Raw genomic sequence first — 26,117 nt, 5'->3', positions numbered from 1 at the left:
TGCGGCATCTACGCGGCGTGCGAGAGCTGGCGGCGGCGCCCGGCGCCGCCGTCCCCGTGTCCACGCCGGGCGGCCCGGCTGGCCGAGCGCGCGATGCTGGTGGATGCCGAGGACGTCGTGGACGGCGCGTGCACGAGGCTGGACGGCCTCTACGACGTCCCGGGGGCACCGGACGCCCGCCCTCCGGCCACCACTGTCAGGCGCCGGGCGGCCGCCAGCCGGGATCGCGGCCGGTCAGCGCCAGCACCTGCTCGAAGGGGCCGGCCCCGTCCGGCACGGGGTGGGGCTCGCCGAACACCTTCGCCTCCCGGGCCATCGGAGCCATCGCGGCCAGCCCGGGACCGATCTCGTCCAGCACCGACGCGTCCGGGGCGAACTCCTGGCCGGTGGCCCGCGCCAGGTCCCAGGCATGGACGGTCAGATCGCCCAGCACCATGTTTCCGACGGTCCTGGCCGGGAGCCCCATGGCCCCCGCGGTCCCCTCGTCCGCGCCGGGCACGGCCCAGGCCGCCACCAGCCTGGCCGCCTCCTCACCGAAACGGGCCCGCCAGTTCCCGGTGACGACGTCCGGCGCCGCACCGAACTCGACATCCTCCCTGGCCGCCAGGGCCTGGAAGTTGACGATCACTTGGAAGAGATGGTTGATCAGAGCCCGTACGTCGTACTCCGCGCAGGGGGTGGGGGCTTCGAGGCTGTTGTCGTCGATCCCGTCCAGCACGGTCACGGCCGGTCCGACGGCCGTCTCCAGCAACTCACTGATCTTCGTCATCCTTCGACGATGCACGACGGGGCGGTCCGGCGCTTGAAGAAACGCGACATCGTCCGCACCGGCGGACCGCGCACCATAGGATCGCCGCCATGGCCGGTCCTCGACGCGACACCCGGGGCATCGTCGACGCCCCCGAGCTCTTCGCCCAGGTACGCTTCCGCCGCCGTGAACCCGCCGCCGGGCTGCGGCCGTACCTGGAGCACTACTGGCTCATCGACTGGGACCTGTCCGAGCCGTACGCCTCCCACGTGGTGCCGCACCCGTCCGTGAACCTGGTCTTCCAGCGGTACGAGGGCAAGACCGATTTCGCGGAGGTCTCGGGTATCGGGCTGGAGCTCTTCACACAGAAGCTGGAGGCCCGGGGCCGGGTCTGCGGAGTGCAGTTCCGGCCCGGCGGTTTCCGGCCGTTCGCGCCGGACCGGCCCGTCGCGGAGTGGACGGGCCGGCGGCTTCCCGCCGACGAGGTGTTCGCCCCGCCCGCCCCGCCGTCGGACGTCCTCGGCCCGGCGGACGAGGACGCGCGGGTGGCGGCGCTCGACACGTACCTGCTGGCGCTCGGCCCGGAACCGGACCCGCAGGCCGAACGCGCGATGGCCCTGGTCGACCTGGTGCGCACGGACCGCACGGTGCGCCGCGTCGGCGAACTCGCCCGCGCCGAGGGGCTGTCGTCGCGCTCGCTCCAGCGGCTCTTCGCGACGTACGTCGGCGTCGGCCCCAAGTGGGTCATCCTCCGCTACCGCATCCACGAGGCGCTGGAGCGGGCCGAGTCGGACCGGCAGGTGGACTGGGCGGGGCTCGCGGTGGAGCTCGGCTACAGCGACCAGGCCCATCTGATCAGGGACTTCACGGCCACGGTCGGCGTGCCCCCCACGGCCTTCGCGCCGCACTGACCGCCGGCTGTCAGTGCCGCGTCCTACAGTTCCGGTATGGAACGCACCGCTTCATCGCCCGTACGGATCGAGGCCTGGTCGGACGCCGACCTGGAGCTGCTCCGCCGCGCCAACGCACCGGAGTTGATGGACCACCTGGGCGGACCCGAGTCGGAGGAGCAGCTCATAGCGCGTCACGGGCGCTACGTGGAGCTGAGCGCGGACCGCACGGGCCGGGGCAGGATGTTCCGCATCGCCCTGACGGACGGGGACGACGCCGTGGGCACGATCGGTTTCTGGGAGCGGACCTGGCAGGGCCAGGAGGTGTACGAGACGGGGTGGGCCGTCCTCCCCGGATACCAGGGCCTGGGCATCGCGACGGCCGCGACGACGGCCGTCGCCGAGCAGGCTCGGGCCGAGCGCAAGCACCGCTTCCTGCACGCCTATCCGTCCGTCGGGAACGGCGCGTCGAACGCGGTGTGCCGCAAGGCGGGCTTCACCCTGATCGGCGAGTGCGACTTCGAGTACCCGCCCGGCCAGGCGCTGCTGACGAACGACTGGCGGCTGGACCTGGATCCGGACGCGGTCGGGGCCGGGGCCGGAGCGCGCTGACCTCGGCCGGCCGCCGCGTCGTGCCGTAGCCGACCCTCACGCCCAGGATTGTCCCGGGCCTGCCCGGGACGTTCGAAAACGTTTGACGGCCGGGGCTCCCTCCTGGATATTCATCTGTGTCACGCAGTTTATGCATGCCGCAGACATACCGCCCAGAGGGGATTCCTCCACCATGCACACTCTCGTCACCGGATGCCGCGGCCGTATCGGCGCCACGCTCGCCCAGCTGCTGCACCGCGACGGCCACACCGTCCGCGCAGCCTCGCGCACCCCCGGAGACCTCGCCGCCACGGCCACCGCGCTGCCCGCCGACGTACCGGTCGTGACCTGCGATCTCGGAGACCCGGCCACCTTCGGGGCCGCCCTCGACGGCGTCGACTCCGTCTTTCTCTACGCCGACCCGTCCGGCGTCGACGCCTTCCTCGCCGCGGCCGAGTCCGCCGGGGTCGGCCACATCGTGCTGCTCTCCTCCAGTTCGGTCCTCGACCCGGACGCCCGGGACAACCCGATCGCCGCCTCCCACCACGCGGTGGAGCAGGCACTGACGGCCTCGCCCCTCACCACGACGCTGCTCCGTCCGGGCGCCTTCGCGAGCAATGCGTACCAGTGGGCGCAGTCGGTACGGGCCCACGGCTCCGTCGACCTCCCCTACCCCAACAGCCACTCCAGCCCCATCGACAGCACGGACATCGCCGAGGCCGCCCTCGCCGTTCTCACCGACCCTCGCCTGCGGGGCGCGGCGTACCACCTGACGGGCCCCGAATCGCTCACCGCCGCCGAGCAGGTCGGCCTGCTGGCTGCGGCCTCCGGGCGTCCCATCACGGTCAACGCCGTGACCGGGGCGGCCTGGAAGGAGTCCATGGCCGCCTTTCTGCCCGAGCCGGTCGCCGACGCGCTGCTCGGGTACGCGGCCGCTTCGGACGGCTCCCCGGTCGAGGTGACCGGCGAGGTCGAGAAGCTGACCGGCCACCCGGCCCGCACCTTCACCGCCTGGGCCGAGGAACACGCCGCCGCCTTCCGCCCCTGAGCCCGCCCGCACACCCGGCGTACCCGGCACACGCCGACCACCGAAACCCCTGGCTGACACACCCCGGCCGATGACATCCTGACGAGGTGAACGGACCGGAGATCCACCTCGAAGTCGCCCCCGAGCTGCGGCTCTTCGTCGCGCATGAACGCCGCCGGGGACGCACGGCCGTGACCACCGACGGCTCCTCCACCCTCGGCCATGTCGTGGAGTCGCTCGGTATCCCGCTCACCGAGGCCGGACAGATCCTGGTGGACGGCCGGCCCGTGCCCGTCTCGCACATCCCGGGGGCCGGCGAGCTGGTCGAGGTGCGGGCCGTGGAGCGCCCCCAGCACATCCCGGGCGCGCCCCTGCGGTTCCTGCTCGACGTCCACCTCGGCACGCTGGCCCGGCGGCTGCGACTGCTGGGCGTCGACGCGGCGTACGAGAGCGAGGACATCGGCGATCCCGCGCTGGCCACCCGGTCGGCGGACGAGCGGCGCGTACTGCTCTCGCGGGACCGCGGGCTGCTGCACCGGCGGGAGATCTGGGCCGGGGCGTACGTCTACAGCGACCGCCCGGAGGACCAACTCCGCGACGTGCTGGGACGGTTCACCCCGCAGCTCGCCCCCTGGACCAGGTGCACCGCCTGCAACGGCCCGCTGAAGGCCGCCGACAAGGACACGGTCAGCGACCATCTGGAACACGGCACCCGGCGCTCGTACGACGTCTTCGCGCAGTGCACGGAGTGCGACCGCGTCTACTGGCGGGGCGCCCACCACTCCCATCTGGAAGCGATCGTCACGAAGGCGCTCCACGAATTCGCACCCACGCCCGCGGACGGCGCGTAGATCCGGGGAACGGCGTCAGCCCCGTCCGGAGCCGGGGGCCGAAGGGCCGTCCACGCCGGGGCCAGCCGTCGCCCCGCCACCCTCGGGCGCCGCGCCACCCGCAGCCGTCGCACCGACGCCCTCCCGCAAGGCCTCGACCTGGAGCGCGCTCAGTTCGACCGTTCGCCGCATGTGGGTGATGAGCAGGGCCACCTCGTTGTCGTCGTACGCCTCGAACATCGCCGACCACGCCCCGTTCAGCCACTCCCACACCGCGCCGATCTCCGCCATCCGCTCCGGCACGGTCGTGACGAGCACCCGTCGCCGGTCGACGGTGTCACGCTCGCGCGTCACGTACCCGCCCCGTTCCAGCCGGTCCACCAGCCGGGTCGCCGAGCCCGTGGTCAGTCCGGTCAGCTCCGCGATGCGGCCCGTGGTGACCGGCGCCGCCTCCAGACCGAGCAGGTTGAGGCACTGCAGATCGGTCGGGTGGAGCCGCAGGTGGTCCGCGACGGCCTGGTTGAACAGCGCGTACGCGGCCATGTAGCGGCGTGACTCGACGATCAGCTCGGCCATCAGCGCACTGCGGCGGGGCTGGGACTTCTGCGACATGCAGAGAGTGTACGAAGCAGACAACCCCCGGGACCCGGACCGGCCGGCCGACCGGCCTACGGAGCCTCGGCGGTCAGATAGCGCTGGACGGTGGGCGCGAGCCAGGCGATCACCTCGTCCCGCGACATCTCGACGGCAGGCCCGAACCGCAGCACGTAGCGCGTGAGCGCCATCCCCAGTATCTGCGAGGCGGCGAGCACCGCGCGGTGGGACGCTTCGGCCGGAACGGGGCAGACACCGGCCGTGACCGCGCCGATCTGCTCGGCGAAGACGGCCCTCATCCGCTCCGCACCGGCTTCGTTGGTGACACAGACCCTGAGCATGGCCGTGAGCACGTCGTCGTTCTCCCAGCGGTCCAGGAAATGCGCGACGAGGACCGCACCGACGTGCTTGCCCGGCATCGCCCCCAGCTGGGGCATCCGCAGGTCGATCGCGGAGGCGGCGACGAACAGCCCCTCCTTGTTGCCGTAGTAGCGCATGACCATCGACGGGTCGATGTTCGCGTCACGGGCGATGGCCCGGATGGTGGCGCGCTCGTACCCGTCGGCGGCGAACCGCTCGCGCGCGGCGTCGAGAATCGCGGCCTTGGTGGCATCCGAGCGGCGGGGCGCGGTGGCGGGCTTCGTCATGCCAACAAATGTAGGCCAACAAGCGTTGACATGCCAGCCGCGCCAGGTCTACCGTTGCCAACAAGCGTTGACCAACACTTGTTGGCACGAAGGTGACAGCCGACAGCCGATGAACGGGCCCAGGAGGCAGCCATGACCACCACCCCGAGCACCGCACCCGACACCGTCGATGTCCTCGTCGTGGGCGCGGGCCCCACCGGCCTGCTGCTCGCGGGGGATCTCGCCACCCAGGGCGTCTCCGTCACGCTCGTGGAGCGCCGCCCGCACCGGACGAGCAACATGACGCGCGCCTTCGCCGTACACGCCCGCACGCTCGAACTGCTCGACAGCCGCGGCCTGGCGGACGAGCTGATCAAGACGGGCACCTCCCTCGCCTCCCTGCGCTTCTTCGGCAAGCTCTCGCTCGACCTCTCCCGGCTGCGCACCCGCTTCCCCTTCGTGCTGATCACCCCGCAGTACGAGGTGGAGCGCCTGTTGGAGCGCCGAGCCCGCACCGCCGGCGTCCGCTTCCGGTACGACACGGAGCTGACCGGGCTCCAGCAGAGCGCCGCATCGGAATCCGTCACCGCCGAACTGCGCGAGCCGGACGGCAGCCGGACCACTCTCGCCGCCCGCTATCTCGTGGGCGCCGACGGAATGCGCAGCCCCGTGCGCCAGGCGCTCGGGCTCCCCTTCCCCGGCAGATCCGTGATCCGGTCGATCGCCCTCGCCGACGTCCGGCTCACCGAGGAGCCGGACGACATCCTCACGGTCAGCGGCAGCGGGGACGCCTTCGCCTTCGTCGCCCCCTTCGGCGACGGCTGGTACCGCGTGATGGGGTGGAGCAGCGCGCGCCAGTCCGCCGGCAGCGACCCCACCGACCCCGTCGACCTCGACGAGCTGCGCGAGATCACCCGCCTCGCCCTCGGCACCGACTACGGCATGCACGACGCGCGCTGGATCTCCCGCTTCCACAGCGACGAGCGCCAGGTGCCGTCCTACCGCACCGGCCGGGTCTTCCTCGCCGGGGACGCCGCCCACGTCCACTCGCCCGCGGGCGGCCAGGGCATGAACACCGGCCTCCAGGACGCCGCCAATCTCTCCTGGAAGCTCGCCGCCGTACTGCGGGGGCAGTCGGCCGACCCGGAAGCGCTCCTCGACAGCTACCACGCCGAACGGCACCCGGTCGGCATGAAGGTACTCCGCTCCAGCGGCGCGCTCGTCCGCCTCGCCATGGCCCGCACCCCGCTCCAGCGGACGGTCAGGACCATCGCCACCACGGTGCTGTCCATGGTCCGGCCCGCCTCCGACAAGGTCATCGGCATGGTCTCCGGCATCTCGATCGCCTACCCGGCCCCGCGCGGCGCGCATCCCCTGACCGCGAAGCGCGCCCCCGACCTGAGCCTGCGGGAGGGCCGGCTGCACCAGCTGTTGCGCGACGGAGCATTCGTCCTCGTCACTCCCGACGGCGCCGCCGCTCCGGCATCACCGGCCCCACTGGTGCACGCCCACTGGCGAGGTGACCGCACCACCACCCTGCTCATCCGCCCCGACGGCTACATCGCCTGGGCGAGCGAGCACGCCGACCCGACGGCCCTGCGCGCCGCACTCGCCCGATGAGCACAGGACCCACATCACCGGGGCGCGGGTCGAGGGGGTCGGCATCGGAGGGACCCGCATCGAAGGGACCCGCACCACCGGCCGGGGCTCAGAACACGTACTCGTCCCCGGTGGCCGGAGCCAGCACCTCGTGGTCGTTGTTACGGGGGTTCCGGTCGGTCGCGCCGCCGTTCCACAGCGTGTCGACGCGCACGACGACCTCGTCCGGCCGCTCCGCAAGCCGCAGTTCGAGGGCGAGCCGTCGCTCCTCCGCCCCATCGGCGTGCAGCGCACCCGTCCGGCACAGCACGGTCCACCGGTCGGCCTGCAGACAGCTCTGCGGAAGTTCCTGCCGTCCCGCGAGCGCCACCGACGTCCGCACGCGCACGGTCACGCCCGCCAGGCTCGACGGACCGTGGTTCTCGGTCCGCACCCGGACCCCGAGCGCCGCGCCCCACAGCAGGACATGCCCGTGGTGCACCACATCGGCCACGGAAGGCACAGGCGCCGAAGGGGCCGAAGGAGTGGCTGCCGCGGCACCCGCCCCCAGCACCACGGTCGCAACCAACACCGCCGTCGAAGCCGGCACCACCCTCGAAGCTGTCTCGGAGACGGCTCGTGCGCTTCCATGCGTCACTACCATGACCCGAAGATACAGATCACCCCGAATTATCCTTATTTACCGACCGGTTCGGCGCGCCCTCCCCCTCATTCAGCCCCTCACCCCGTGAAACGCTGGCTCCATGTCCATCACCCGCTCCGTCGCTCTGTTCGTCGTCGCCGCGCTCTTCGAGATCGGGGGCGCGTGGCTGGTCTGGCAGGGCGTGCGCGAGCACCGGGGCTGGATCTGGATCGGGACGGGCGTCATCGCGCTGGGTGCCTACGGCTTCGTCGCCACGCTCCAGCCGGACGGCGAGTTCGGCCGCATCCTCGCCGCGTACGGCGGTGTCTTCGTCGCCGGCTCGATCATCTGGGGCATGGTCGCCGACGGCTACCGCCCCGACCGCTGGGACGTGATCGGCGCGCTGATCTGCCTGGCCGGCATGGCCGTGATCATGTACGCCCCCCGCAACCACTGACCCCGCGCCTGCCTATCCTGGCCCCGTACCGATCAGCTGTCCGAGGAGTCCGCCATGGCCGCCACCCCGATCGCCGTCATCACCGGAGCGAGCAGCGGCATCGGCGCCGCGACCGCCCGGCAGCTGGCCGCAGCCGGCTACCGCGTCGTACTGACCGCCCGCCGCAAGGACCGCATCGAGGCGCTCGCCGCCGAGATCAACGAGGCGGGCCACCAGGCAGCGGCCTACGCGCTGGACGTCACCGACCGCGATGCGGTGGACGAGTTCGCCACGGCGTTCCGTACCCTCGCCGTCCTCGTCAACAACGCGGGAGGCGCACTCGGGGCCGACCCCGTCGCCACCGGCGACCCCGCCGACTGGCGCCAGATGTACGAGACGAACGTCATCGGCACGCTCAACGTCACCCAGGCCCTGCTCCCCGCCCTCACCGAGAGCGGCGACGGCACGGTCGTGATCCTCTCCTCCACCGCGGGCCTCTCCACGTACGAGGGCGGCGGCGGCTATGTGGCCGCCAAGCACGGCGAGCACGTCCTGGCCGAGACCCTCCGCCTGGAGATCGTCGGCACCCCGGTCCGCGTCATCGAGGTCGCCCCCGGCATGGTCAGGACGGAGGAGTTCGCCACCACCCGCTTCCGCGGCGACACCGAGAAGGCGGCCAAGGTGTACGCGGGCGTCGACGCCCCCCTCACCGCCGACGACGTGGCGGACACCATCACCTGGGCCGTCACCCGGCCCAGCCACGTCAACATCGACCTCCTGGTGGTCCGTCCCCGCGCCCAGGCCTCCAACTCCAAGGTCCACCGCACCACCTGAGCGCAGCGAGAAGACAGGAAGGGCCCCGGACACACCACCCGCGCCCGAGGCCCTTCCGTTCAGCCGTGCGCAAAGACCTTCAGCCGGGCCCCGGCCAAGGCCCTCAGCCCTTCACGCACACGATCTGCTTGAGCTTGGCGACGACCTCCACCAGGTCCCGCTGCTGCTCGATGACCTTCTCGATCGGCTTGTACGCGGCCGGAATCTCGTCCACGACGCCGGAGTCCTTACGGCACTCCACGCCCCGCGTCTGATCCTCCAGGTCGCGCGTCGAGAAGCGCCGCTTCGCGGCGTTCCGGCTCATCTTCCGGCCGGCACCGTGCGAGGCCGAGTTGAACGACTTCTCGTTCCCGAGGCCCTTCACGATGTACGAACCGGTGCCCATCGAACCCGGGATGATCCCGAAGTCCCCGGACCCCGCACGGATCGCGCCCTTCCGCGTGACCAGCAGGTCCATGCCCTCGTACCGCTCCTCCGCCACATAGTTGTGGTGGCAGGAGATGACCGGCTCGAAGGTCACCTTGGCCTTCTTGAACTCCTTGCGGACCACGTTCTGGAAGAGCGCCATCATGACGGCCCGGTTGTGCTTCGCGTACTCCTGCGCCCAGAACAGGTCGTTCCGGTACGCCGCCATCTGCGGGGTGTCGGCGATGAACACCGCCAGGTCGCGGTCGATCAGATCCTGGTTGTGCGGCAGCTTCTGCGCCTGCCCGATGTGGAAGTCGGCCAGTTCCTTGCCGATGTTCCGCGATCCGGAGTGCAGCATCAGCCAGACCGAACCCGACTCGTCGAGGCAGAACTCGATGAAGTGGTTACCTGATCCGAGCGTTCCCATCTGCTTCGTGGCACGCTCCTGACGGAACTTGACCGCATCGGCCACCCCGTCGAACCGTCCCCAGAAGTCGTCCCAGCCCGGCGCCCGGAAGCCGTACAGCCGGTCCGGCTCCACGACCTCGTCATGCATGCCGCGGCCCACCGGAATGGCCTGCTCGATCTTCGACCGGAGCCGGGACAGGTCGCCCGGCAGGTCATTGGCCGTCAGGGAGGTCTTCACCGCGGACATTCCGCAGCCGATGTCCACACCGACCGCCGCCGGACAGACCGCACCGTGCATCGCGATCACCGAACCGACCGTCGCGCCCTTGCCGAAATGAACGTCCGGCATGACGGCGAGACCCTTGATCCAGGGCAGCGTGGCCACGTTGCGCAGCTGCTGCATCGCGATGTCCTCGACCGAGGCCGGGTCGGCCCACATACGGATGGGAACCTTCGCGCCCGGCACCTCTACATAAGACATAGTTCCTCGATTCCCCCGAAAAGTCTGAAAGCGCAAAACCGGTGCCAAGGTCGGCAAATGAGTCGGTCGACCGGCATTCACAGCGGCGCGTGCGATACACATTGTGTCCACCGGTCGCCATCGAGCGGCAACCGTTTTTCGCACGAAGGGAGCCCAGGACCGTGCGACGAATGGCCTACGTAACCGGCACCGCGCTACTGGCAGCGCTCGTCGTCGGCTGCAGCACCGACACCGGAACCGGTGGTTCCGCAGCCGACAGCAAGCCCGGCGAGACACCTGTCGCCGTCGCGGCACCCGGCAAGTACCGCACTCTTCCCGAGCCTTGCGGCGCCATCGCGACGTCCACGCTGAAGGACCTGCTCCCGGGCGCCGCCGAACTCTCCGAGGAGCAGCAGAAGAAGGTGTACGAGGGCACCGCCGCCGTCACCTACAACACCGACCGCCGGGTCGGCTGCCGCTGGAAGTCCGAAGCCCCCTCCTCCTCGCACACCCTGTCCATCGACTTCGAGCGCGTCGTGTCCTACGACCCCGTCGTGAGCGACGACGACCGCGCCCGCGAGGTGTACACGAAGAAGGAGACTTCCGCCGGTCTGACCTCGCCCTCCGCGACCCCCGACAGCGCGGACAGCAGCACGGACAGCAGCACGAAGGACGGCGCAAAGGACAGCACGAAGGACAGCACGAAGGACACGAAGAAGTCGACGACCCCCGCCGCTTCCGATCCCACCTCGGGCTCCGGCTCGGACTCCGCCTCACACGCCCTGGCCGGTCCCACCCCCGAAGGCGGGGACGCCGACGACGGGAACACCGACGACGGCTCCGGCGGCCCGGACGAGAGCCTTCAGCCACGCGTCCTCGACGACCTCGGCGACAACGCATTTCTGAACGATCTGCTCACCCGGCCAGGTTCCACCGCACAGCACCGCACGGTGAGCGTGGTATTTCGCACATCGAACGTCATCGTGAGCGTCGAGTACACCGAGCAGCCGACCGTCTCCAGCGTGGTCCCCGACAGCAAGGAACTGCAGAAGAAGGCCCAGGCAGTGGCCCGGAACCTGGTCGACAAGTTCAGCGAATGACCCCGTCCCGGGCGCCCCTGGCGCGCGTCGTCCCCGGCCGCCGGGCCCCCGGCCGGGGCGGCATCCGGTCGCAGTCCGTCGTACCGTGGCCCTCCGGAAACCCCTCCGAAACAGCTTCCGGGACACCCTCCGGAACACCGGTCGACCACCCGCCCGACCACCTGGCAGCCCGCCCGCCGCGCCACCCGAGTGAAGGAACCATGCACCGTTCAGCCCCGCGACTCTCCCGCATACTCGCCTGCGCCGCCGTTCCGGTGATGCTCGTCGTCGCCGGCTGCTCGTCGGACTCCGGCGACAAGAAGGAATCGGGCTCGTCCGCGTCGTCCACATCGCCGAGCGCGAGCAAGAAGGCGGAGCCGACCGTCGAGCCCGCGAAGTTCGCCGCACTGCCCGACCCGTGCAAGTCGATCACCAAGAAGACGGCCACCTCCCTGGTTCCCGCGGCGAAGTCCAAGAACGGCACGGCCACCACCTCCAGCGACACCTCGTACCGCGCCGGCTGCTCCTGGAACGGCCTCGACGACAACGGTGTGAAGGGTTCCCAGTACCGCTGGCTCGACGTCGGCTTCACCCGCTTCGACTCGGACCAGGCCCTGGGCAGTGGCGCCAAGCGCGCGCAGCAGGACTTCGAGAAGCAGGTCGCCAAGGCCAAGGCGGCCGAGGGCGCCAAAAAGATCGCCGAAGCGCCCGTCAGCGGCATCGGCGAGCAGGCCACCAAGATCACCTACGACCTCGCCAAGACGAGTGAGGACTTCAAGTACGCGACGGTCGTGGCCCGGACGGAGAACGTCGTCATCACCCTCACCTACAACGGCGCGGGTTACGCGGGCGCGAAGACCCCCTCCTCCGACGACATCCTGAAGGGTGCCGAGAAGGCGGCCAAGGAGGCGGTGGCCTCCGTCGCCGCCGGCGCGAAGTCGGACAAGCCGGCCGGCTCGGACAAGCCGAGCGAGAAGGCCACGGACAAGGCCGACGACCCCAAGACGTCCGGCAACGACTCCTCGAACGGCAAGTCGACGGGCAGCAAGACGACGGACAAGAAGACCTCCGCCCACAAGACGTCCGTCAAGAAGACGAGCTAGCAACACCCCTGACCAGAAGCAGCTTTACGAAGCCCGGCACTCCCTCGAGTACCGGGCTTCGCCCCTCCCCGCGCAACACGCCGCGTTCCCATGTGCCAGGCTGTGCCCGCCAGAAGTCGCAGCAGGACGCCGAGAAAGACGTCACAGCACGACGTCGGATACGGGAAACGGGGAGGGGAACGCGGGTGGCCGCGATGCAGCTGACACGCACCCACCGGATACTCATCGGTCTCGTGGTGGCCGGTGCGGTGCTCATCGCCGCGATCGGGTTCGCAGGCTCGTACGCGGCGGTGCGCGAGCTCGCCCTCCAGAAGGGCTTCGGGGACTTCTCGCTGGTCTTCCCGATCGGCATCGACGCGGGCATCTGCGTCCTGCTCGCCCTGGACCTGCTGCTGACCTGGCTGCGCATCCCGTTCCCGCTGCTGCGCCAGACGGCCTGGCTGCTGACCGCCGCGACGATCGCCTTCAACGGCGCCGCGGCCTGGCCCGACCCGCTCGGCGTCGGCATGCACGCGGTCATCCCGGTGCTGTTCGTGGTCTCCGTCGAGGCCGCCCGCCACGCAGTGGGCCGGATCGCCGACATCACGGCCGACAAGCACATGGAGGGCGTCCGCCTCACCCGCTGGCTGCTCTCCCCCGTCCCCACGTTCCGGCTCTGGCGCCGGATGAAGCTCTGGGAGCTCCGCTCCTACGAGCAGGTCATCAAGCTCGAACAGGACCGGCTGATCTACCAGGCCCGCCTCCAGGCCCGCTTCGGCCGCAACTGGCGCCGCAAGGCCCCCGTCGAGTCCCTGATGCCGCTGCGCCTGGCGAAGTACGGGGTCCCGCTGGCCGAGACCGGCCCGACCGGCCTCGCCGCCGCGGGCATCGAACCGGCCCTGCTGCCCCCGGCCCAGGCCCAGGCCCAGGCCCAGGTCGAATCGGGCGAGTCCCAGCCCGAGTTGCCGTACGCCCCCGAGCAGCAGTACGCCCAGCAGGACGAGCACCACCAGCCGCAACACCAGCACCAGCTGCACGGGCCGCACCAGCAGCACGGCCACCCCTCCGACCCGGCCGCCGCCGAGGAATGGCCCCAGGAGGGCCCCGGCTCGCACGAGAGCCCGTGGTTCGCGGCGCCCCAGGTACCGGACGACGCGTACGAGAGCGCCTACAACCCGACGTACGTCGAGGGTCTGGAGCCGACCCCGGTGATGGTCCCGTCGGGCCCCGGCGGCCGCACCCGCCCCCTGGGCAACGTGGGCACGATCGGCGCCGTCCCGGGCCCCCGCACCGCGGAGCACCAGCAGCAGGAACAGGCCCGGCAGGCCCATGAACAGCCTCAGCTCCACGAACAGCCGCAGCTCCCGGAACAGGCCAAGGAACAGGCCGTGGAGCCCGAGCCGGACCCGGCCGAGTGGGCGCAGGAGGACGCGGAGTTCGCCGAGATCGCGTACGAGGTGTTCGCCGCGTTCGTGAACCAGCACAACGACTACCCGAGCGTCGACGCCCTGGACATACACGTTACGGACGGCCACAACGTCAGGCACCCGCGCAGCGCGGCGCTGATCCGCCGACTGATGCCGGAGTTCAAGAACCGCTACCACGCCGAACTCGAAGCGGACCACATCGCCTGAGCCCCTGAGGGCTGTCCCGCAGCCCGCATCCGATCGGCGGCAACGACGGAGGGCCGTCACCCGAATCACCGGGTGACGGCCCTCCGTACGTACGAAACAGCCGGACCGCTATGCGCCCAGGAGCCTGCGCACCCGCTCCGCCCCCACGGCCAGCAGCAGCGTGGGCAGCCGCGGCCCCGTGTCCCGGCTGACCAGCAGCCGGTACAGCAGCGCGAAGAACGACCGCTGCGCGACCTTCAGCTCGGGCGTCGGCTTGGCGTCCGGCTCCAGGCCCGCCAGGATCTTCGGCACGCCGTAGACGAGCGTGGTGAGCCCGTCCAGCGACCAGTGCGAGTCCAGCCCCTCCAGGAGCAGCCGCAGCGACTCCCGGCCCTCGTCGTCCAGCGAGCCGAGGAGCTCCTTGTCCGGCTCGTCGCGGACGATGGTGCGGGCCTCGGCCGGGACCTGGCTGGTGATCCAGTTCTCGGCGCGGTCGAGACGGGGCCGGGCCTCGTCCAGCGAGGTCAGCGGGTTCTCCGGGTCCAGCTCGCTCAGGATGCGCAGCGTCTGCTCGTCGTGCCCGGCCGTGATGTCGGCGACCGACGCGAGCGTGCGGTACGGCAGCGGGCGCGGCGTACGCGGCAGCTCACCGGCGGCCGTGCCGATGGCCCGCGCGTACGCGGCGGCGTCGGCCGGCAGCACCGAGCCGTCGGCGACCTTGCGCGCCAGCGAGTCCCACTCGTCGTAGAGCCGCTGGATCTCCTGGTCGAAGGCAATCTTGAAGGACTGGTTGGGCCTGCGGCGCGCGTACAGCCAGCGCAGCAGCGGCGCCTCCATGATCTTCAGCGCGTCGGCCGGGGTCGGCACGCCGCCCTTGCTGGAGGACATCTTCGCCATGCCGGAGATCCCGACGAAGGCGTACATCGGGCCGATCGGCTGCACGCCGTCGAAGATCTCGCGGACGATCTGGCCGCCGACGACGAACGAGGAGCCCGGCGAGGAGTGGTCCACGCCGCTCGGCTCGAAGATCACGCCCTCGAACGCCCAGCGCATCGGCCAGTCGACCTTCCAGACCAGCTTGCCGCGGTTGAACTCGCTCAGCCGCACCGTCTCGGCGAAGCCGCAGGCCGTGCAGGTGTAGTTCAGCTCGGTGCTGTCGTCGTCGTACGACGTGACGGTCGTGAGGTCCTTCTCGCAGTTGCCGCAGTAGGGCTTGTACGGGAAGTAACCGGCCGAACCGCCGCTGCCGTCGTCCTCGTTCGCCGCGCCGGAGCCCGCCTCGGCCTCCAGCTCGGCCTCGTCGACCTTCTTCTGCTGCGGCTTCTTGCCGCCCTTGGCGCCCGCCGCGGCCGGGTCCTTCTTCGTCCGGTACCGGTCGAGGACGGCGTCGATGTCGGCGCGGTGCCTCATCGCGTGCAGGATCTGCTCGCGGTAGGCGCCCGCCGTGTACTGCTCGGTCTGGCTGATGCTGTCGTACTCGACGCCCAGCTCGTCCAGCGCGTCCGTCATGGCGGCCTTGAAGTGCTCGGCCCAGTTCGGATACGCGGACCCGGCCGGGGCGGGCACCGAGGTCAGCGGCTTGCCGATGTGCTCGGCCCAGGACTCGTCGATCCCCGGGACACCGCCCGGCACCTTGCGGTACCGGTCGTAGTCGTCCCACGAGATCAGGTGCCGGACGGTGTACCCCCGGCGGCGGATCTCGTCGGCGACCAGGTGCGGGGTCATGACCTCGCGGAGGTTGCCCAGGTGGATCGGGCCGGACGGGGAGAGGCCGGACGCGACGACGACCGGTTTGCCAGGCGCACGACGCTCCGATTCGGCGATGACATCGTCCGCGAAGCGGGAGACCCAGTCGGCCTCGGTGCTGCTCTGACTCTGAGCCACGGTCTGCACGTCCTTCTCTCTTGTAGGACTCGTAGGAACACCCTTGTGGGACTCGTAGGGGCTCCGCCCATTCTCCCAGGTCCTACCGGCAGCGCGAAAACGGCTTTACCGCCCGTGGAATACTGGGTGTGATCCCTTGTACTCCTACGGAAACGGCAGCCAGCCCATGGCCTCGGTCAATTCCCTCGCTTCCACGCTCCAGCAGCAGCTGGCGGACGCCCTGACGGCAGCTCTGCCGGATGCCGGCACCGCGGACCCGCTGCTGCGACGAAGCGACCGGGCCGACTTCCAGGCCAACGGCATCCTGGCCCTCGCCAAGAAGCTCAAGGGCAACCCGCGCGAGCTCGCCTCCCAGGTCACCGCCGCGCTCCCGGCGGGCGGCCTGATCAAGGAGATCGAGGTCTCCGGCCCCGGCTTCCTGAACGTCACGCTCGCCGACAGGGCGATCATCGAGACCCTCGCCGCACGCGCCGCGGACGACGAGGGCCGGCTCGGTGTGCCGTACAACAGCGCCGCGGGCACCACGGTCATCGACTACGCGCAGCCGAACGTGGCCAAGGAGATGCACGTCGGCCACCTCCGTTCCGCGGTGATCGGTGCCGCGATGGCGCAGATCCTGGAGTTCACGGGCGAGTCCGTGGTCCGCAGGCACCACATCGGCGACTGGGGCACCCAGTTCGGCATGCTGATCCAGTACCTGATCGAGCACCCGGACGAGCTGAGCCACGAGGGCGACGGCGGCGCGGCGGACGGCGAAGCCGCCATGTCCTCGCTGAACCGGCTCTACAAGGCCTCGCGCGCGCTCTTCGACTCCGACGAGGAGTTCAAGGCCCGCTCCCGGGACCGGGTCGTCGCGCTCCAGGCCGGTGACGAGGAAACCCTCGCCCTGTGGCAGCGCTTCGTCGACGAGTCGAAGATCTACTTCTACTCGGTCTTCAACAAGCTCGACATGGAGATCCGCGACCCCGACATCGTCGGCGAGTCCGGCTACAACGACATGCTGGAGGAGACCTGCCGCATCCTGGAGGAGTCGGGCGTCGCCGTCCGCTCCGAGGGTGCGCTCTGCGTCTTCTTCGACGACGTGAAGGGTCCGGACGGCAACCCGGCGCCACTGATCGTCAAGAAGTCGAACGGCGGCTACGGCTACGCGGCGACCGACCTCTCCGCGATCCGCGACCGGGTGCAGAACCTCAAGGCGAACACCCTGCTGTACGTCGTGGACGCCCGGCAGGCCCTGCACTTCAAGATGGTCTTCGAGACCGCCCGCCGGGCCGGCTGGCTGAACGAGGACGTCAAGGCCGTGCACCTCCCGTTCGGCACGGTGCTCGGCAAGGACGGCAAGCCGTTCAAGACCCGTGAGGGCGAGACGGTCCGGCTGGCCGACCTCCTGGACGAGGCGATCGACCGGGCGTCCGCCGTCGTGCGCGAAAAGGCCAAGGACCTCACCGAGGACGAGATCACCGAGCGTGCCACGCAGGTCGGCATCGGCGCGGTGAAGTACGCGGACCTGTCCACGTCGGCGGCCCGCGACTACAAGTTCGACCTGGACCAGATGGTGTCGCTGACCGGCGACACCAGCGTGTACATCCAGTACGCACACGCCCGGTCCCGCTCGATCAAGCGCAAGGCGGGCGAGCTGAAGTCCCAGCCCCACCCGGAGCTGGAGCTGGCCCCGGCCGAGCGCGCGCTGGCCCTGCACCTGGACCAGTTCGCCGAGGTCGTGGCCGAGGTCGCCGCCGCGTACGAGCCGCACAAGCTGGCCTCGTACCTCTACCAGCTGTCGTCGCTCTTCACGACGTTCTACGACCAGTGCCCGGTGCTGAAGCCCGAGGTGCCGGGCGATGTGGCCGAGAACCGCCTCTTCCTCTCGGACCTCACCGCCCGCACCCTGCACCAGGGCATGGAGCTGCTCGGCATCCGGACCCCCGAGCGCCTCTGACCCCCGAGCGCCCCTGCCCGGGGCGCCCGCCCGTACGCACCGGCCCGGTGGCGAGACCTAGTTCGGCTCCATGGTCTCCCACTGGGCCGTGTCGTACCGGTACCTGTACTCCGGCCGGGCCTTGATGCTGCTGGTACGGAACGGCTTCCCGCCGTCGTCGATGCGCAGCGTCCCCTCCCGGCCGCCACTGCTCCACTCCAGCTCCAGGTACCAGCTGACGTCGTGCCCTTCGACATGGGCGTTGAGGTCGAACACCTCCACATCGGTGGAGGACACCCGGAACGGGAAGTCCTTCGGCGGCACCCGTACGTCCCCCTGCTGACCCGCCACCGGGGTGAGGGTCGGCCGGCCGTCGTCGAGGTCGATGTCGAAGGACTGCGGGGTGATGCCGCTCCCGCAGCCCTCCCCCATCGAATACGCCGACCAAGCCAGCGGCGCCTTCCGGGACAGCGTCCGCACATGCAGTCCGTTCAGCACGACGGCCTGCCCCGACTTCCCCTGCACGGTGACTTCGAGCAGCATGTTGCCGCCGTCCACCCCGCCGAGCGCCCTGGCCCAGCCGCGGGTGTCCTGCGGCGGGGGCGGCGGAGGCACGTCGTTCGGCTTCTGGTCCAGCACGTAGTACTTACCGCAGGGCTCTTCCCAGTTGTACGAGCTGATGGTGGCGCTCAGCGGTACGCCCCCGCTCGGCTGCCCACCCGACCCGGCTCCCGTGCCGTGCCTCCCGGACGTGGCGGAGGCGCCGCCGGACGGCGGGGACGAGACGGTCGCCGAGCCGGACGGTACGGGCTTGCCCGACTTCTTCGCCCCGCCGGGCGAGGCGGTGGGGCTCCTGTCGCGGCCGAGCAGGGCGGGCGCGGACCCGTCCGTGTCCTGGCCGTCCACGGCGGGGGCGTTGCTGAGATCGTCGGTGTCCTTGCCCGACAGATTGCTGACGACGATCGAGGTGGGCACGCTCAGCGCGACGACGGCGACGGCCGCGAGCAGTACGCGCGCCCGCCGGGAGGACAGGAACCGCCTGGGCCGGCTCGCCCCGCCTGCCACGATTGTGGGCTCGGCTTCGAACGTGGGCTCGGGCGTGGGCAGCGACACGAACGTGCCGCCGCCGTCCCCGCCCTCTTCCCCGTCCCGCCCTCCGGACGAATCCCCGGCCCCGGCCCGAGAGCCACGCCCCGCACCCGGAGACGTGTCCGCAGACACATCCGGAGACGCGTCCGGAACCTTGTCCGAAACCGCGTCCCGGACCGGCTCCGCAACGGCGGCAGGGCGCCGCCGGGCCGCATCCGCCACGATCCACCGCCGGTGCAGCTCCACCAGCTCGTCCGGCCCGGCCCCGCACAACCGTGCCAGCCGTTCCACCGGGGCGTACTCGTTCGGCACCGCATCACCGTTGCAGTACCGGTGGAGCGTCGACGTGCTGACGTGCAGTTTCCCGGCGAGAACCCCGTAGCTGCGCCCCGAACGGTCCTTCAGTTCCTTCAGCAGAGCCGCGAATTCCCCGGCCTCCGGCGTCGCCACTTCGGCGTTCCCCCTCCTGGTCCGTCCCAGAACACCGTTCCAGGGACGTGGAATCTGCCCAGGTCACAGTACGCGCAGGCATTCCAGCTTCCCCAATGGGCTGTTCGGCGTTGCGGTCGGATTCCGCCGCCCCGCAAGCTGTGAACACACCGCAGCGACCACCGGGACGACGCAGTGCGAATCCACTTCCGCATCGAGCTCATCGATGCCGTGGCCATCGGCGTGTTGATCGTGTCCACCGCGATCGTCATGGTCCTGATCTGCCACAACTGACCGAACAACATCACCAGCCCACACACGGGGAGTACCACCATGCGCAGCAACCGCATCCGCACCACCGCCCTCGCCGCGACCGCCCTCCTGGCCGCTCTCTCGCTCACCGCCTGTGGCGGCAACGACAACGGGAACAATGGCAAGGCAGGCGCGGCGGCTCCGGCAGCGAACACCACCGCCACCACCCCCGACACGGGCAAGGACGCAACGGACGCCAAGGGCGCCAAGGAGACCGACAGCGGCACGGCCAATGCCCCCGCCGAGAACGTCTCCACCACGTCCAAGGGCTCCACCGGCGGCAGCAAGAGCGGGAAGAGCAGCGCCGGCACCACCGCAAGCGGCAGCACGTCCCCCGTCACCTGCACCGGCTCGAACACCAAGGTCACCGTCAGCAAGGTGAGCCGCCCCATCAACCACCTGCTGCTCACCGCGACCAACACGGGCTCCCGCCCCTGCTACGCGTACCACGCGCCGGCACTCGGCTTCGACGACGCACAGGCCGCCTTCCCGGTCCTCCGCGACAGCATCCCGCAGGCCGTGGTCACCCTTGCGCCGGGCCAGTCCGCCTACGCCTCCATCGGGCTGTCCGGTGAGCCCGACGGGCAGGAGCTGCACAAGGGCACCCACCTCACGGTGCACTTCACCGGCAAGGGCAACCAGGGCTCCACGGGCGCCCCTGCCGAACTGACGCTCCCGGCCGGCACCCAGTGGGGCGACAACGGCTTCGTCACCTACTGGCAGAGCGAAATGGCCGACGCCCTCATGTACTGATCCGTCAGCGCCTCGCCGGGGTCGTCCGCTCTCGCGGACGGCCCCTTGCCCGTCCCCCGACCGGACGGTTCGCGAGGGTCCCACATGCAGAGTCGAACGGTCTCCGGTAGCTGCACAGTGAGTCCCGCTCTCCGCGTAGGGCGGGTGGTACGGGCTGCCGCAGAGCGTAACGTCCCGCCCACGCCCGACGACCGGACATCTGCACTACGTTGACCGGTAGTCGACCCACGGGGGACACCGCATGCACCGGACCCGTCTGAAGTCACTGGCCTCTCTGGTGTCCGCGCTCGCGCTCGCGGCCCTCCTGCCGGTCCTCGTCGCGCTGTGGGTCGGCGACGGCGTGCAGAAGCTGCTCACCGGCGACTCCGCCACCGTCCACAGCGTCACGCAGTGCGTGGAGGGCGGCCGGCAGTTGCCTGCCGCCCACTGCTACGGGACGTGGGCGTTCGCGGACGGCCGCACGGCCTCCGGCGAGATCACCGGCGCCGAGGTGGCCGCCGGTGACACGATCTTCGCGGGCGACGGCTGGGCGTACGACTCCACGTCCCCGCTCCACTGGCGGATCTGGACCCCGGTCACGATCTTCGGCGCCGGAGCCGCCGCCCTGACGGCCTCCTGGCTGAGCTACCGCAGATCCCGCGACGCCCTGGCCCCGGCCCCGGCCCCGGCCGACTGACGTAAGCTGGCCTTCCATGGTTATAAGCACCGCTCTGTGGTCCTTCGCCCTGGTTGTAGGACTGCTCACCCTGACCCCCGGACTCGACACCGCTCTGATCCTGCGGACCTCGGCCCTCGGCCGCCGCAGAAGAGCCTGGGGCGTCGTCCTCGGAATCCAGACCGGAACCCTCCTGTGGGGTGCGCTCACCTCCCTCGGCGTGACCGCGCTCCTCACCGCCTCCCACCTGGCCTACACGACGCTGCGCTGGGCCGGCGCCGCCTACCTGGTCTGGCTGGGCGCCCGCATGCTCCGGGACACCTTCCGGGGACGCCCCGTCCCGGACACGAGCGACTCCGCACTGCTCGCCGGTACGGACTCGGTACGCGGCGGCTGGCGGCAGGGAACGCTCACCAACCTCCTCAACCCGAAGATGGGCGCCTTCTACGTCGCCGTCCTGCCCCAGTTCATCCCCGCCGGCGCAAGCCACTTCGCCATGGGACTCCTGCTCACCACCGTGCACATCCTCATCGGCCTGATCTGGTCGGCCGTCCTCATCGGCTTCGCCCGCGTCCTGCACGGCTGGCTCCGCAAGCCCCGGGCCCGCCTCCTGCTCGACCGGATCACCGGGACCGTCATCGCCGCCTTCGGCATCCGGCTGGCCCTCAGCGACTGAACACCCGGCCCGGCCGGGCCCCCGGGAAAGGCCCTAGCATCGACCGCATGGCGATGTTCGTGCACCTGACACCCTCGGCGAACGCGGCGCGTGTACGCCGTTCTGGAATACGGGCCGTCAGCCACGGCCGCGACGCATCACGGTCACGGGGCCTCTACTGCTTTCCCGTCCTCCCCTCGTACACCCTCACCCACCAGTGGCTGCGCGAACTCTCCCGGCGCAGCGGCCCGCGCAATCTCGTCGCCGTACACCTCCGCCTGCCGGACGACGAACCCGTCACCCTGGGCCGCTACAACGCCGCCCCCGCACCCACCACGGCCGCCGAAGCCGTCCGCCGCGTCGCCGCGCTGAACGACCCGCGCGGCTGGGAAGTGTTCGTCCCCCGGCCCGTCACCCGGCGCGAGGTGCACCGCATCCGCGCGGTCAGCCAGGTCACCGGCTGGCGGTACTTCCCCGACTCGAACGGCAAGGCGCCCTGCACCTGCTTCGGCTGCCGGGTACGCGGCGAATACGGATCGCAGCGCCTGCGGCAGCGCCGGCCGCACCCCCTCGACGGCCCCGCCCCCGCGAGCTCGGTCCTCCTCCGCCGGATCGCCGCGGCGGGCAGCCCCGGCGACCCCGAACAGCTCATCCAGACCCTCCACTGGTTCGGGATGCGCCGACGCGGACCGGTCGACCAACTGGCCCACCTCGCGGACCACCCGGACCCGAAGGTCCGCAGGGCCCTCGTATGGGCCGTCGAGAACTGGTCGAGCCCGAACGCCACGGACCTCCTCCACCGCCTCGCCCAGGACCCGGACGCGACGGTCCGGGAGGCCGTCGAGTCCAGCGCACCCGAGACCTGAGGCCCCTCGCCCCGACCGGGCTCGACCCCGTACAGATTTCTTGTACGGGTCGTACGCGCGTGACGCGGGCGCGCAGGTGGAAGTTGGCTCGGTATGCACCCCGGGAAGCGGAAGCGCAAGAACGCGTCGGCAATGAAACTTGTGGGCAAGCTGGTCGCCGTCTTCCGCAGGGCGGCCGGCCTGACCCAGACCCAACTCGCCGACCTGGTGGGCCACCAGGTGGAGACGATCACCTCCATCGAACAGGGCAGACGCGCTCTACTGCCCGACCTGGCCGCCAAGTTGGACGAACTGCTGGACACCAAAGGCGCGTTGAAGGAGGCAGTGGCGCACATGCCGGAGATCGATCTGATCCCGGCGTGGGCGGAGGAGTACTTGGACCTGGAGCGGGAGGCCCTGGCACTGTGCTTCTTCGCAAACCAGGTCCTGCCCGGTCTGCTCCAGACCGAGAACTACGCACGTGCCGTGTTCAACAGTCGAGTTCCCACGTTCAGCAAGGAGGAGACCGACGCACACGTGGGCACGCGGCTGGAGCGCCAGGAAATCTTGCGCCGTGAAGTGCCACCGACCACCAGCTTCGTCATCTCCGAGGCCATTGTCCGAGACCGCCTCGGGGGCAATGAGACGTACCGGGAAACCCTGCGTCGCCTCCGGGACTGCGCCGACCTGCCGGGCATCTCTCTCCAGATCATGCCGCTGGGCCGGACAACTCACGCGGCGCTCGACGGGCCGTTCATCCTGCTGGAGACGCCGGACTACCAACGCATCGCCTACACCGAAACTCAGCGCGGCAGCCAACTCATCTCCGACCCGGACGAGATCAGCATCCTCGCCCAGAGATATGCGATGCTGCGGACACAGGCTCTCAACACCGAGCACACGAGGGGCCTGTTGGACCGGCTGCTAGGAGAGTTATGAGCACCGCACGAGAGTGGTTCAAGTCCAGCTACAGCGGCAGTGACGGCGGCGAGTGCCTCGAAGTCGCCTACGACTGGCAGAAATCAAGCTACAGCGGCAGCGAAGGCGGCGAATGCGTCGAGATCGCCGCCCACCCCGCCGCCATCCACATCCGCGACTCCAAGAACCCCCACGGCCCCATCCTCACCGTCGCCCCCACCACCTGGGCGGCCTTCGCCGGCTTCGCCGCCGACCGGCGACTCGTCTGACCCCACCGGAGGGATACCACCGCATGGCTGTCATCCACCGCACCACCCTGACGCCCACCAAGCTGGAACTCCTCACCTCCTGGCTGCCCGCACAGCCCTGGTACCGCGGCAAGGGGCGGCAGCCCGAGCTGGCCAGGACCGGCGGGTTCCGGCTGGACGACCCGAAGGGCCAGGTGGGGATCGAGTTCATGGCGGTCACCGACACCTCGGGAGACCAACCGGTCACGTACCAGGTGCCGTTCAGCTACCGCGGCGCACCGCTCGCGGGCGCCGACGAAGCACTCATCGGCACCACCGAGCACGGGGTGCTGGGGCAGCGGTGGGTGTACGACGGGACGCGTGACCCGGTCCTCGTCGCCCAGCTGTTCGCGCTCGTCGTCGGCAAGGCCGAGCCGCAGATGCAGAGCACGAGCGACACCCCCGACCCGTCCGTCATCGCCTGGTTCGCCGAATCGGACACCCTGGCGGAGATCGCCGCCACGACCGCCACCGACGACCCGAACGGCACGGATCTCCTGGTCGCGACGGCACCCGCAGGCCGCCTGCTGACCCTCCACGTCAACCGCGTTCTCCACCCCGGGCAGAACGCGGACGGACGGGCACTCGGCCACGTCACCGCGGACGCGACGCTGCCCGACGGCACCACGGCGCGCACCGCGTACGTCGTCGTTCACGCACGCCCGTAGCCCGGACCGCCCTGCCCCGCCCGGCCGTTGTCAGTGGTCGCGCCTAGAGTTCGGTTCATGGCGACGCTCCCGAACCCGCTCCCGTCCCTGGCCACCTCAGGGCTTCGACTCCCGCCCGGCTCACTGGTGGACGCCACGATCGACGGCACCTGGCACGAGCCGCTGCTCTGGTGTGCCGACGAGCCCGCGTCCCACGGGACGTGGCGCGCGCTGCGCGCGGCCGGGCGGACGGTCGGCCTGCTCCCCGTGCTGATCGACGGCGGGCGACGCGACCAGTGGCCCGACACCTGGGACCTGATCCCGGACAGCACGTCGTACCCCGGCGATCACGACGCCGAGGAGGTGCTCAGCGAGTACTGGGAGGACTGCGCGCCCGAGGAGCTCGACGCCGCCGAGGGCGACTGGCCGGGCCTGGCCCCCGTCCCGGCCGCCGAGGGGCAGGACACCCCCGACGACCTGGCGGCCGCTATCGCCGAGGAGTGCGTCGGCCCGGACGGCTGGTACCCCGGCTCGCGGATGGCGCTCGTCCCGGCCCGGCGCAGCGCGGACATACCGGCGGCGATCGGCTGGTCGGGCCCGGTCAACTTCGAGGACGACACGGCCCGGCTCTGCGCCGTGCTCCGCTCCTGGGAGGACCGCTTCGGCATACGGGTCGTGGTGCTGGGCTTCGACACGCTGACCGTCTCGGTCGGGCGACCGCCCACCACCCTCCCGGAGGCCCGCGCGGTCGCCGCCGAGCACTTCGCGTTCTGCCCGGACAACATCAACCAGAACCCGCCGTACGACCTCGACGTCTACGCCGCGAAGATGGTGCTGGACCAGGAGACCTGGTCGTTCTGGTGGGACTGAGTACGACAACTCATGTGGCGCCCCCGGGCGTCGAGTTGACTCGTACACATGCCCGAAGATGCCATGCCCGCCCGTCCGCCGCGCGTCTGGATCGCCTCGCTGATCTCCACGGTCGTGACGCTCCCGCTCGCGTTCCTCGCCCTGGTTTTCGGCGGGCTCTCCCCGATGGCCTGCGACTCCTGCTCGGAGGCCGATGCCCACCGGTTCGACGCGGGCTTCGGCACCGCCTGGACCGTTCTGTGCTGCGGCCTCGTGCTGGCGCTGGCCGTGCTGGTCGCGAGCTGGGTGTCCAGCTTCCGCAGGCCACCGGCCGGCGTCTTCCTCGCCGTACTCGCACCCGGAACGGTGTTCGTCGCGTGGGTGATGTTCATGGCCCTGATCGACTGGCCCTGACCCGCCGGACCTGTCCGGCCGCTCCGGCAGAGCACACCCGACAGAAAGCACCGGCATGAAGCGCACGACCGAAGCACTCGCCCGCCTGATCGAGGAGTTCCGCGCCCTGCCCGCAGACAGCGACCGCAGGCGAGAGATCGTCGCGGAGCTGGACGACGACTGCGGCGACGCCGACGTGGCGGCCTTCCTCGTCTCGGTCGTCGCCGACCCGCGGGAGTACGACCTCGCCCGCACCGAGGCCGCCACGCTCCTGCGCCTGTGGCCCCCGGCCGACCCGGCCGGCCGCCACGCGGCCGGGCGGGCGCTGCTGGCCGCCCTGGACGACCCGGAGGAGGACCTCGTCCGCCAGTACGCGGCCCAGGCCCTCGGCCCCTACGCCGACGACCCGGCGGTCCACGAGGCCCTGGCCGCCATCGTGCACGCGGACGACGACCCCCTCGTACGCGACAGCGCCCTCGGCGCCATCAAGGACGCGGGCCCGAGCGATGCCCGTACCGACGTACTGCGCAAGCTGACCCAGGACGCCGACCTCGGCCGGGCGGCGTGCCGCATCCTCGCGGCGTGGGGCCGGAGCCCCGACGCGTAGGACGCGGCGACGGCCGCCCGCCCCCGGGG

The 26,117-nt window shown here is 70.8% G+C and carries 27 protein-coding genes and 1 pseudogene; 21 read left to right on the top strand and 7 right to left on the bottom strand.

The annotated features are described in order from the left end of the window. Nucleotides 1-196 precede the first annotated feature (196 nt). Nucleotides 197-769, bottom strand: a complete 573-nt coding sequence (locus tag ACFVX4_RS12170) for a TIGR03086 family metal-binding protein (protein ID WP_389974988.1) — start codon at nucleotides 767-769, stop codon at nucleotides 197-199. A gap of 89 nt (nucleotides 770-858) precedes the next feature. Between ACFVX4_RS12170 and ACFVX4_RS12165 the strand changes: the two genes are divergently transcribed. The 4 genes from ACFVX4_RS12165 to ACFVX4_RS12150 all read left to right on the top strand — a co-directional run bounded on the left by ACFVX4_RS12165 (nucleotide 859) and on the right by ACFVX4_RS12150 (nucleotide 4,107). Further along, nucleotides 859-1,659 carry a DUF6597 domain-containing transcriptional factor gene (locus ACFVX4_RS12165; RefSeq protein ID WP_389974985.1) on the top strand — a complete coding sequence of 267 codons (801 nt, stop codon included), beginning with the start codon at nucleotides 859-861 and terminating at the stop codon, nucleotides 1,657-1,659. A gap of 36 nt (nucleotides 1,660-1,695) precedes the next feature. Beyond that, nucleotides 1,696-2,250, top strand: a complete 555-nt coding sequence (locus ACFVX4_RS12160) for a GNAT family N-acetyltransferase (RefSeq protein ID WP_389974982.1) — start codon at nucleotides 1,696-1,698, stop codon at nucleotides 2,248-2,250. 172 nt (nucleotides 2,251-2,422) lie between these two features. Continuing rightward, nucleotides 2,423-3,277 (top strand): NAD(P)H-binding protein, encoded by an 855-nt coding sequence (locus tag ACFVX4_RS12155; RefSeq protein WP_389974979.1) that lies wholly within the window; start codon nucleotides 2,423-2,425, stop codon nucleotides 3,275-3,277. Nucleotides 3,278-3,363: 86 nt separating this feature from the next. Further along, on the top strand, nucleotides 3,364-4,107 hold the full coding sequence (locus ACFVX4_RS12150; RefSeq protein WP_389974976.1) for a Mut7-C RNAse domain-containing protein: 744 nt from the start codon (nucleotides 3,364-3,366) through the stop codon (nucleotides 4,105-4,107). 117 nt (nucleotides 4,108-4,224) lie between these two features. Here ACFVX4_RS12150 and ACFVX4_RS12145 read toward each other — a convergent pair. Further along, a pseudogene (locus ACFVX4_RS12145) lies at nucleotides 4,225-4,698 on the bottom strand (MarR family winged helix-turn-helix transcriptional regulator); the annotation flags it as partial. Nucleotides 4,699-4,754: 56 nt separating this feature from the next. Further along, nucleotides 4,755-5,327: a TetR family transcriptional regulator gene (locus ACFVX4_RS12140; protein WP_389974973.1), complete on the bottom strand. Its 573-nt coding sequence runs from the start codon at nucleotides 5,325-5,327 to the stop codon at nucleotides 4,755-4,757. A 132-nt stretch (nucleotides 5,328-5,459) separates the two neighbouring features. Here ACFVX4_RS12140 and ACFVX4_RS12135 point away from each other — a divergent pair, with 132 nt between their 5' ends. After that, the gene (locus ACFVX4_RS12135) at nucleotides 5,460-6,926 is read left to right on the top strand and encodes an FAD-dependent monooxygenase (protein WP_389974970.1); all 1,467 of its coding nucleotides are present in this window, start codon (nucleotides 5,460-5,462) and stop codon (nucleotides 6,924-6,926) included. 88 nt (nucleotides 6,927-7,014) lie between these two features. On the opposite strand, the gene ACFVX4_RS12130 is transcribed toward ACFVX4_RS12135, so the two are convergent. Next, nucleotides 7,015-7,398 (bottom strand): hypothetical protein, encoded by a 384-nt coding sequence (locus ACFVX4_RS12130; RefSeq protein ID WP_389974967.1) that lies wholly within the window; start codon nucleotides 7,396-7,398, stop codon nucleotides 7,015-7,017. Between the two features lie 250 nt (nucleotides 7,399-7,648). Here ACFVX4_RS12130 and ACFVX4_RS12125 point away from each other — a divergent pair, with 250 nt between their 5' ends. Further along, complete coding sequence (locus ACFVX4_RS12125) at nucleotides 7,649-7,984, top strand: YnfA family protein (RefSeq protein ID WP_389974964.1); 336 nt, start codon at nucleotides 7,649-7,651, stop codon at nucleotides 7,982-7,984. 54 nt (nucleotides 7,985-8,038) lie between these two features. Continuing rightward, nucleotides 8,039-8,797, top strand: coding sequence for an SDR family NAD(P)-dependent oxidoreductase (locus ACFVX4_RS12120; RefSeq protein ID WP_389974961.1), 759 nt, complete (start codon nucleotides 8,039-8,041; stop codon nucleotides 8,795-8,797). Nucleotides 8,798-8,900: 103 nt separating this feature from the next. On the opposite strand, the gene ACFVX4_RS12115 is transcribed toward ACFVX4_RS12120, so the two are convergent. Further along, complete coding sequence (locus tag ACFVX4_RS12115) at nucleotides 8,901-10,094, bottom strand: RtcB family protein (RefSeq protein ID WP_389974958.1); 1,194 nt, start codon at nucleotides 10,092-10,094, stop codon at nucleotides 8,901-8,903. A 170-nt stretch (nucleotides 10,095-10,264) separates the two neighbouring features. Between ACFVX4_RS12115 and ACFVX4_RS12110 the strand changes: the two genes are divergently transcribed. The 3 genes from ACFVX4_RS12110 to ACFVX4_RS12100 all read left to right on the top strand — a co-directional run bounded on the left by ACFVX4_RS12110 (nucleotide 10,265) and on the right by ACFVX4_RS12100 (nucleotide 13,868). Continuing rightward, a complete protein-coding gene (locus tag ACFVX4_RS12110; RefSeq protein WP_389974955.1) occupies nucleotides 10,265-11,173 on the top strand; it encodes a DUF3558 domain-containing protein in 909 nt (302 codons plus the stop codon). Between the two features lie 200 nt (nucleotides 11,174-11,373). Continuing rightward, entirely contained in the window at nucleotides 11,374-12,255 is an 882-nt protein-coding gene (locus ACFVX4_RS12105) for a DUF3558 family protein (protein ID WP_389974953.1), read from the top strand. 194 nt (nucleotides 12,256-12,449) lie between these two features. Beyond that, on the top strand, nucleotides 12,450-13,868 hold the full coding sequence (locus ACFVX4_RS12100) for a DUF2637 domain-containing protein (RefSeq protein WP_389974950.1): 1,419 nt from the start codon (nucleotides 12,450-12,452) through the stop codon (nucleotides 13,866-13,868). A gap of 108 nt (nucleotides 13,869-13,976) precedes the next feature. Here the strand turns inward: ACFVX4_RS12100 and lysS are convergent, their stop codons facing one another. After that, the gene (gene lysS, locus ACFVX4_RS12095; RefSeq protein ID WP_389974948.1) at nucleotides 13,977-15,740 is read right to left on the bottom strand and encodes a lysine--tRNA ligase; all 1,764 of its coding nucleotides are present in this window, start codon (nucleotides 15,738-15,740) and stop codon (nucleotides 13,977-13,979) included. A 157-nt stretch (nucleotides 15,741-15,897) separates the two neighbouring features. Between lysS and argS the strand changes: the two genes are divergently transcribed. Further along, the gene (gene argS, locus ACFVX4_RS12090; RefSeq protein ID WP_389975771.1) at nucleotides 15,898-17,670 is read left to right on the top strand and encodes an arginine--tRNA ligase; all 1,773 of its coding nucleotides are present in this window, start codon (nucleotides 15,898-15,900) and stop codon (nucleotides 17,668-17,670) included. A 57-nt stretch (nucleotides 17,671-17,727) separates the two neighbouring features. On the opposite strand, the gene ACFVX4_RS12085 is transcribed toward argS, so the two are convergent. Continuing rightward, on the bottom strand, nucleotides 17,728-19,188 hold the full coding sequence (locus ACFVX4_RS12085) for a helix-turn-helix domain-containing protein (RefSeq protein ID WP_389974945.1): 1,461 nt from the start codon (nucleotides 19,186-19,188) through the stop codon (nucleotides 17,728-17,730). Nucleotides 19,189-19,500: 312 nt separating this feature from the next. Here ACFVX4_RS12085 and ACFVX4_RS12080 point away from each other — a divergent pair, with 312 nt between their 5' ends. From ACFVX4_RS12080 to ACFVX4_RS12035, 10 genes are all read left to right on the top strand, one after another. Then, nucleotides 19,501-20,232 carry a DUF4232 domain-containing protein gene (locus tag ACFVX4_RS12080; RefSeq protein WP_389974942.1) on the top strand — a complete coding sequence of 244 codons (732 nt, stop codon included), beginning with the start codon at nucleotides 19,501-19,503 and terminating at the stop codon, nucleotides 20,230-20,232. A gap of 241 nt (nucleotides 20,233-20,473) precedes the next feature. Further along, nucleotides 20,474-20,908, top strand: a complete 435-nt coding sequence (locus ACFVX4_RS12075) for a hypothetical protein (RefSeq protein WP_389974939.1) — start codon at nucleotides 20,474-20,476, stop codon at nucleotides 20,906-20,908. A gap of 16 nt (nucleotides 20,909-20,924) precedes the next feature. Further along, the gene (locus tag ACFVX4_RS12070) at nucleotides 20,925-21,563 is read left to right on the top strand and encodes a LysE family translocator (protein WP_389974936.1); all 639 of its coding nucleotides are present in this window, start codon (nucleotides 20,925-20,927) and stop codon (nucleotides 21,561-21,563) included. 47 nt (nucleotides 21,564-21,610) lie between these two features. Continuing rightward, complete coding sequence (locus ACFVX4_RS12065; protein ID WP_389974933.1) at nucleotides 21,611-22,408, top strand: HEAT repeat domain-containing protein; 798 nt, start codon at nucleotides 21,611-21,613, stop codon at nucleotides 22,406-22,408. Between the two features lie 132 nt (nucleotides 22,409-22,540). Then, nucleotides 22,541-23,326 carry a Scr1 family TA system antitoxin-like transcriptional regulator gene (locus ACFVX4_RS12060; RefSeq protein ID WP_389974930.1) on the top strand — a complete coding sequence of 262 codons (786 nt, stop codon included), beginning with the start codon at nucleotides 22,541-22,543 and terminating at the stop codon, nucleotides 23,324-23,326. Further along, a complete protein-coding gene (locus ACFVX4_RS12055; protein ID WP_389974927.1) occupies nucleotides 23,323-23,574 on the top strand; it encodes a DUF397 domain-containing protein in 252 nt (83 codons plus the stop codon). Before ACFVX4_RS12060 ends, ACFVX4_RS12055 begins: the two co-directional genes overlap by 4 nt. A 23-nt stretch (nucleotides 23,575-23,597) precedes the next feature. Then, nucleotides 23,598-24,260 (top strand): 1,4-alpha-glucan branching protein, encoded by a 663-nt coding sequence (locus tag ACFVX4_RS12050; protein WP_389974924.1) that lies wholly within the window; start codon nucleotides 23,598-23,600, stop codon nucleotides 24,258-24,260. 57 nt (nucleotides 24,261-24,317) lie between these two features. Continuing rightward, complete coding sequence (locus ACFVX4_RS12045) at nucleotides 24,318-25,109, top strand: DUF4253 domain-containing protein (protein ID WP_389974921.1); 792 nt, start codon at nucleotides 24,318-24,320, stop codon at nucleotides 25,107-25,109. 48 nt (nucleotides 25,110-25,157) lie between these two features. Further along, on the top strand, nucleotides 25,158-25,502 hold the full coding sequence (locus ACFVX4_RS12040) for a hypothetical protein (RefSeq protein ID WP_389974918.1): 345 nt from the start codon (nucleotides 25,158-25,160) through the stop codon (nucleotides 25,500-25,502). 55 nt (nucleotides 25,503-25,557) lie between these two features. Beyond that, nucleotides 25,558-26,088: a HEAT repeat domain-containing protein gene (locus ACFVX4_RS12035; RefSeq protein ID WP_389974915.1), complete on the top strand. Its 531-nt coding sequence runs from the start codon at nucleotides 25,558-25,560 to the stop codon at nucleotides 26,086-26,088. Nucleotides 26,089-26,117 lie beyond the last annotated feature (29 nt).

It is taken from the genome of Streptomyces sp. NPDC058240 (assembly GCF_042882135.1).
Classification (GTDB): domain Bacteria; phylum Actinomycetota; class Actinomycetes; order Streptomycetales; family Streptomycetaceae; genus Streptomyces.
Note: the sequence above shows the minus strand (reverse complement) of the source record. Positions and strands in the feature narration are given on the sequence as shown.

Coding starts and splice junctions, on each gene's coding strand:
- ACFVX4_RS12170 (WP_389974988.1), bottom strand. CDS start 769: ATGACGAAGATCAGTGAGTTGCTGGAGACGGCCGTCGGACCGGCCGTG.
- ACFVX4_RS12165 (WP_389974985.1), top strand. CDS start 859: ATGGCCGGTCCTCGACGCGACACCCGGGGCATCGTCGACGCCCCCGAG.
- ACFVX4_RS12160 (WP_389974982.1), top strand. CDS start 1,696: ATGGAACGCACCGCTTCATCGCCCGTACGGATCGAGGCCTGGTCGGAC.
- ACFVX4_RS12155 (WP_389974979.1), top strand. CDS start 2,423: ATGCACACTCTCGTCACCGGATGCCGCGGCCGTATCGGCGCCACGCTC.
- ACFVX4_RS12140 (WP_389974973.1), bottom strand. CDS start 5,327: ATGACGAAGCCCGCCACCGCGCCCCGCCGCTCGGATGCCACCAAGGCC.
- ACFVX4_RS12135 (WP_389974970.1), top strand. CDS start 5,460: ATGACCACCACCCCGAGCACCGCACCCGACACCGTCGATGTCCTCGTC.
- ACFVX4_RS12125 (WP_389974964.1), top strand. CDS start 7,649: ATGTCCATCACCCGCTCCGTCGCTCTGTTCGTCGTCGCCGCGCTCTTC.
- ACFVX4_RS12120 (WP_389974961.1), top strand. CDS start 8,039: ATGGCCGCCACCCCGATCGCCGTCATCACCGGAGCGAGCAGCGGCATC.
- ACFVX4_RS12115 (WP_389974958.1), bottom strand. CDS start 10,094: ATGTCTTATGTAGAGGTGCCGGGCGCGAAGGTTCCCATCCGTATGTGG.
- ACFVX4_RS12110 (WP_389974955.1), top strand. CDS start 10,265: ATGGCCTACGTAACCGGCACCGCGCTACTGGCAGCGCTCGTCGTCGGC.
- ACFVX4_RS12105 (WP_389974953.1), top strand. CDS start 11,374: ATGCACCGTTCAGCCCCGCGACTCTCCCGCATACTCGCCTGCGCCGCC.
- ACFVX4_RS12100 (WP_389974950.1), top strand. CDS start 12,450: ATGCAGCTGACACGCACCCACCGGATACTCATCGGTCTCGTGGTGGCC.
- argS (WP_389975771.1), top strand. CDS start 15,898: ATGGCCTCGGTCAATTCCCTCGCTTCCACGCTCCAGCAGCAGCTGGCG.
- ACFVX4_RS12080 (WP_389974942.1), top strand. CDS start 19,501: ATGCGCAGCAACCGCATCCGCACCACCGCCCTCGCCGCGACCGCCCTC.
- ACFVX4_RS12075 (WP_389974939.1), top strand. CDS start 20,474: ATGCACCGGACCCGTCTGAAGTCACTGGCCTCTCTGGTGTCCGCGCTC.
- ACFVX4_RS12070 (WP_389974936.1), top strand. CDS start 20,925: ATGGTTATAAGCACCGCTCTGTGGTCCTTCGCCCTGGTTGTAGGACTG.
- ACFVX4_RS12065 (WP_389974933.1), top strand. CDS start 21,611: ATGGCGATGTTCGTGCACCTGACACCCTCGGCGAACGCGGCGCGTGTA.
- ACFVX4_RS12060 (WP_389974930.1), top strand. CDS start 22,541: ATGAAACTTGTGGGCAAGCTGGTCGCCGTCTTCCGCAGGGCGGCCGGC.
- ACFVX4_RS12055 (WP_389974927.1), top strand. CDS start 23,323: ATGAGCACCGCACGAGAGTGGTTCAAGTCCAGCTACAGCGGCAGTGAC.
- ACFVX4_RS12050 (WP_389974924.1), top strand. CDS start 23,598: ATGGCTGTCATCCACCGCACCACCCTGACGCCCACCAAGCTGGAACTC.
- ACFVX4_RS12045 (WP_389974921.1), top strand. CDS start 24,318: ATGGCGACGCTCCCGAACCCGCTCCCGTCCCTGGCCACCTCAGGGCTT.
- ACFVX4_RS12040 (WP_389974918.1), top strand. CDS start 25,158: ATGCCCGAAGATGCCATGCCCGCCCGTCCGCCGCGCGTCTGGATCGCC.
- ACFVX4_RS12035 (WP_389974915.1), top strand. CDS start 25,558: ATGAAGCGCACGACCGAAGCACTCGCCCGCCTGATCGAGGAGTTCCGC.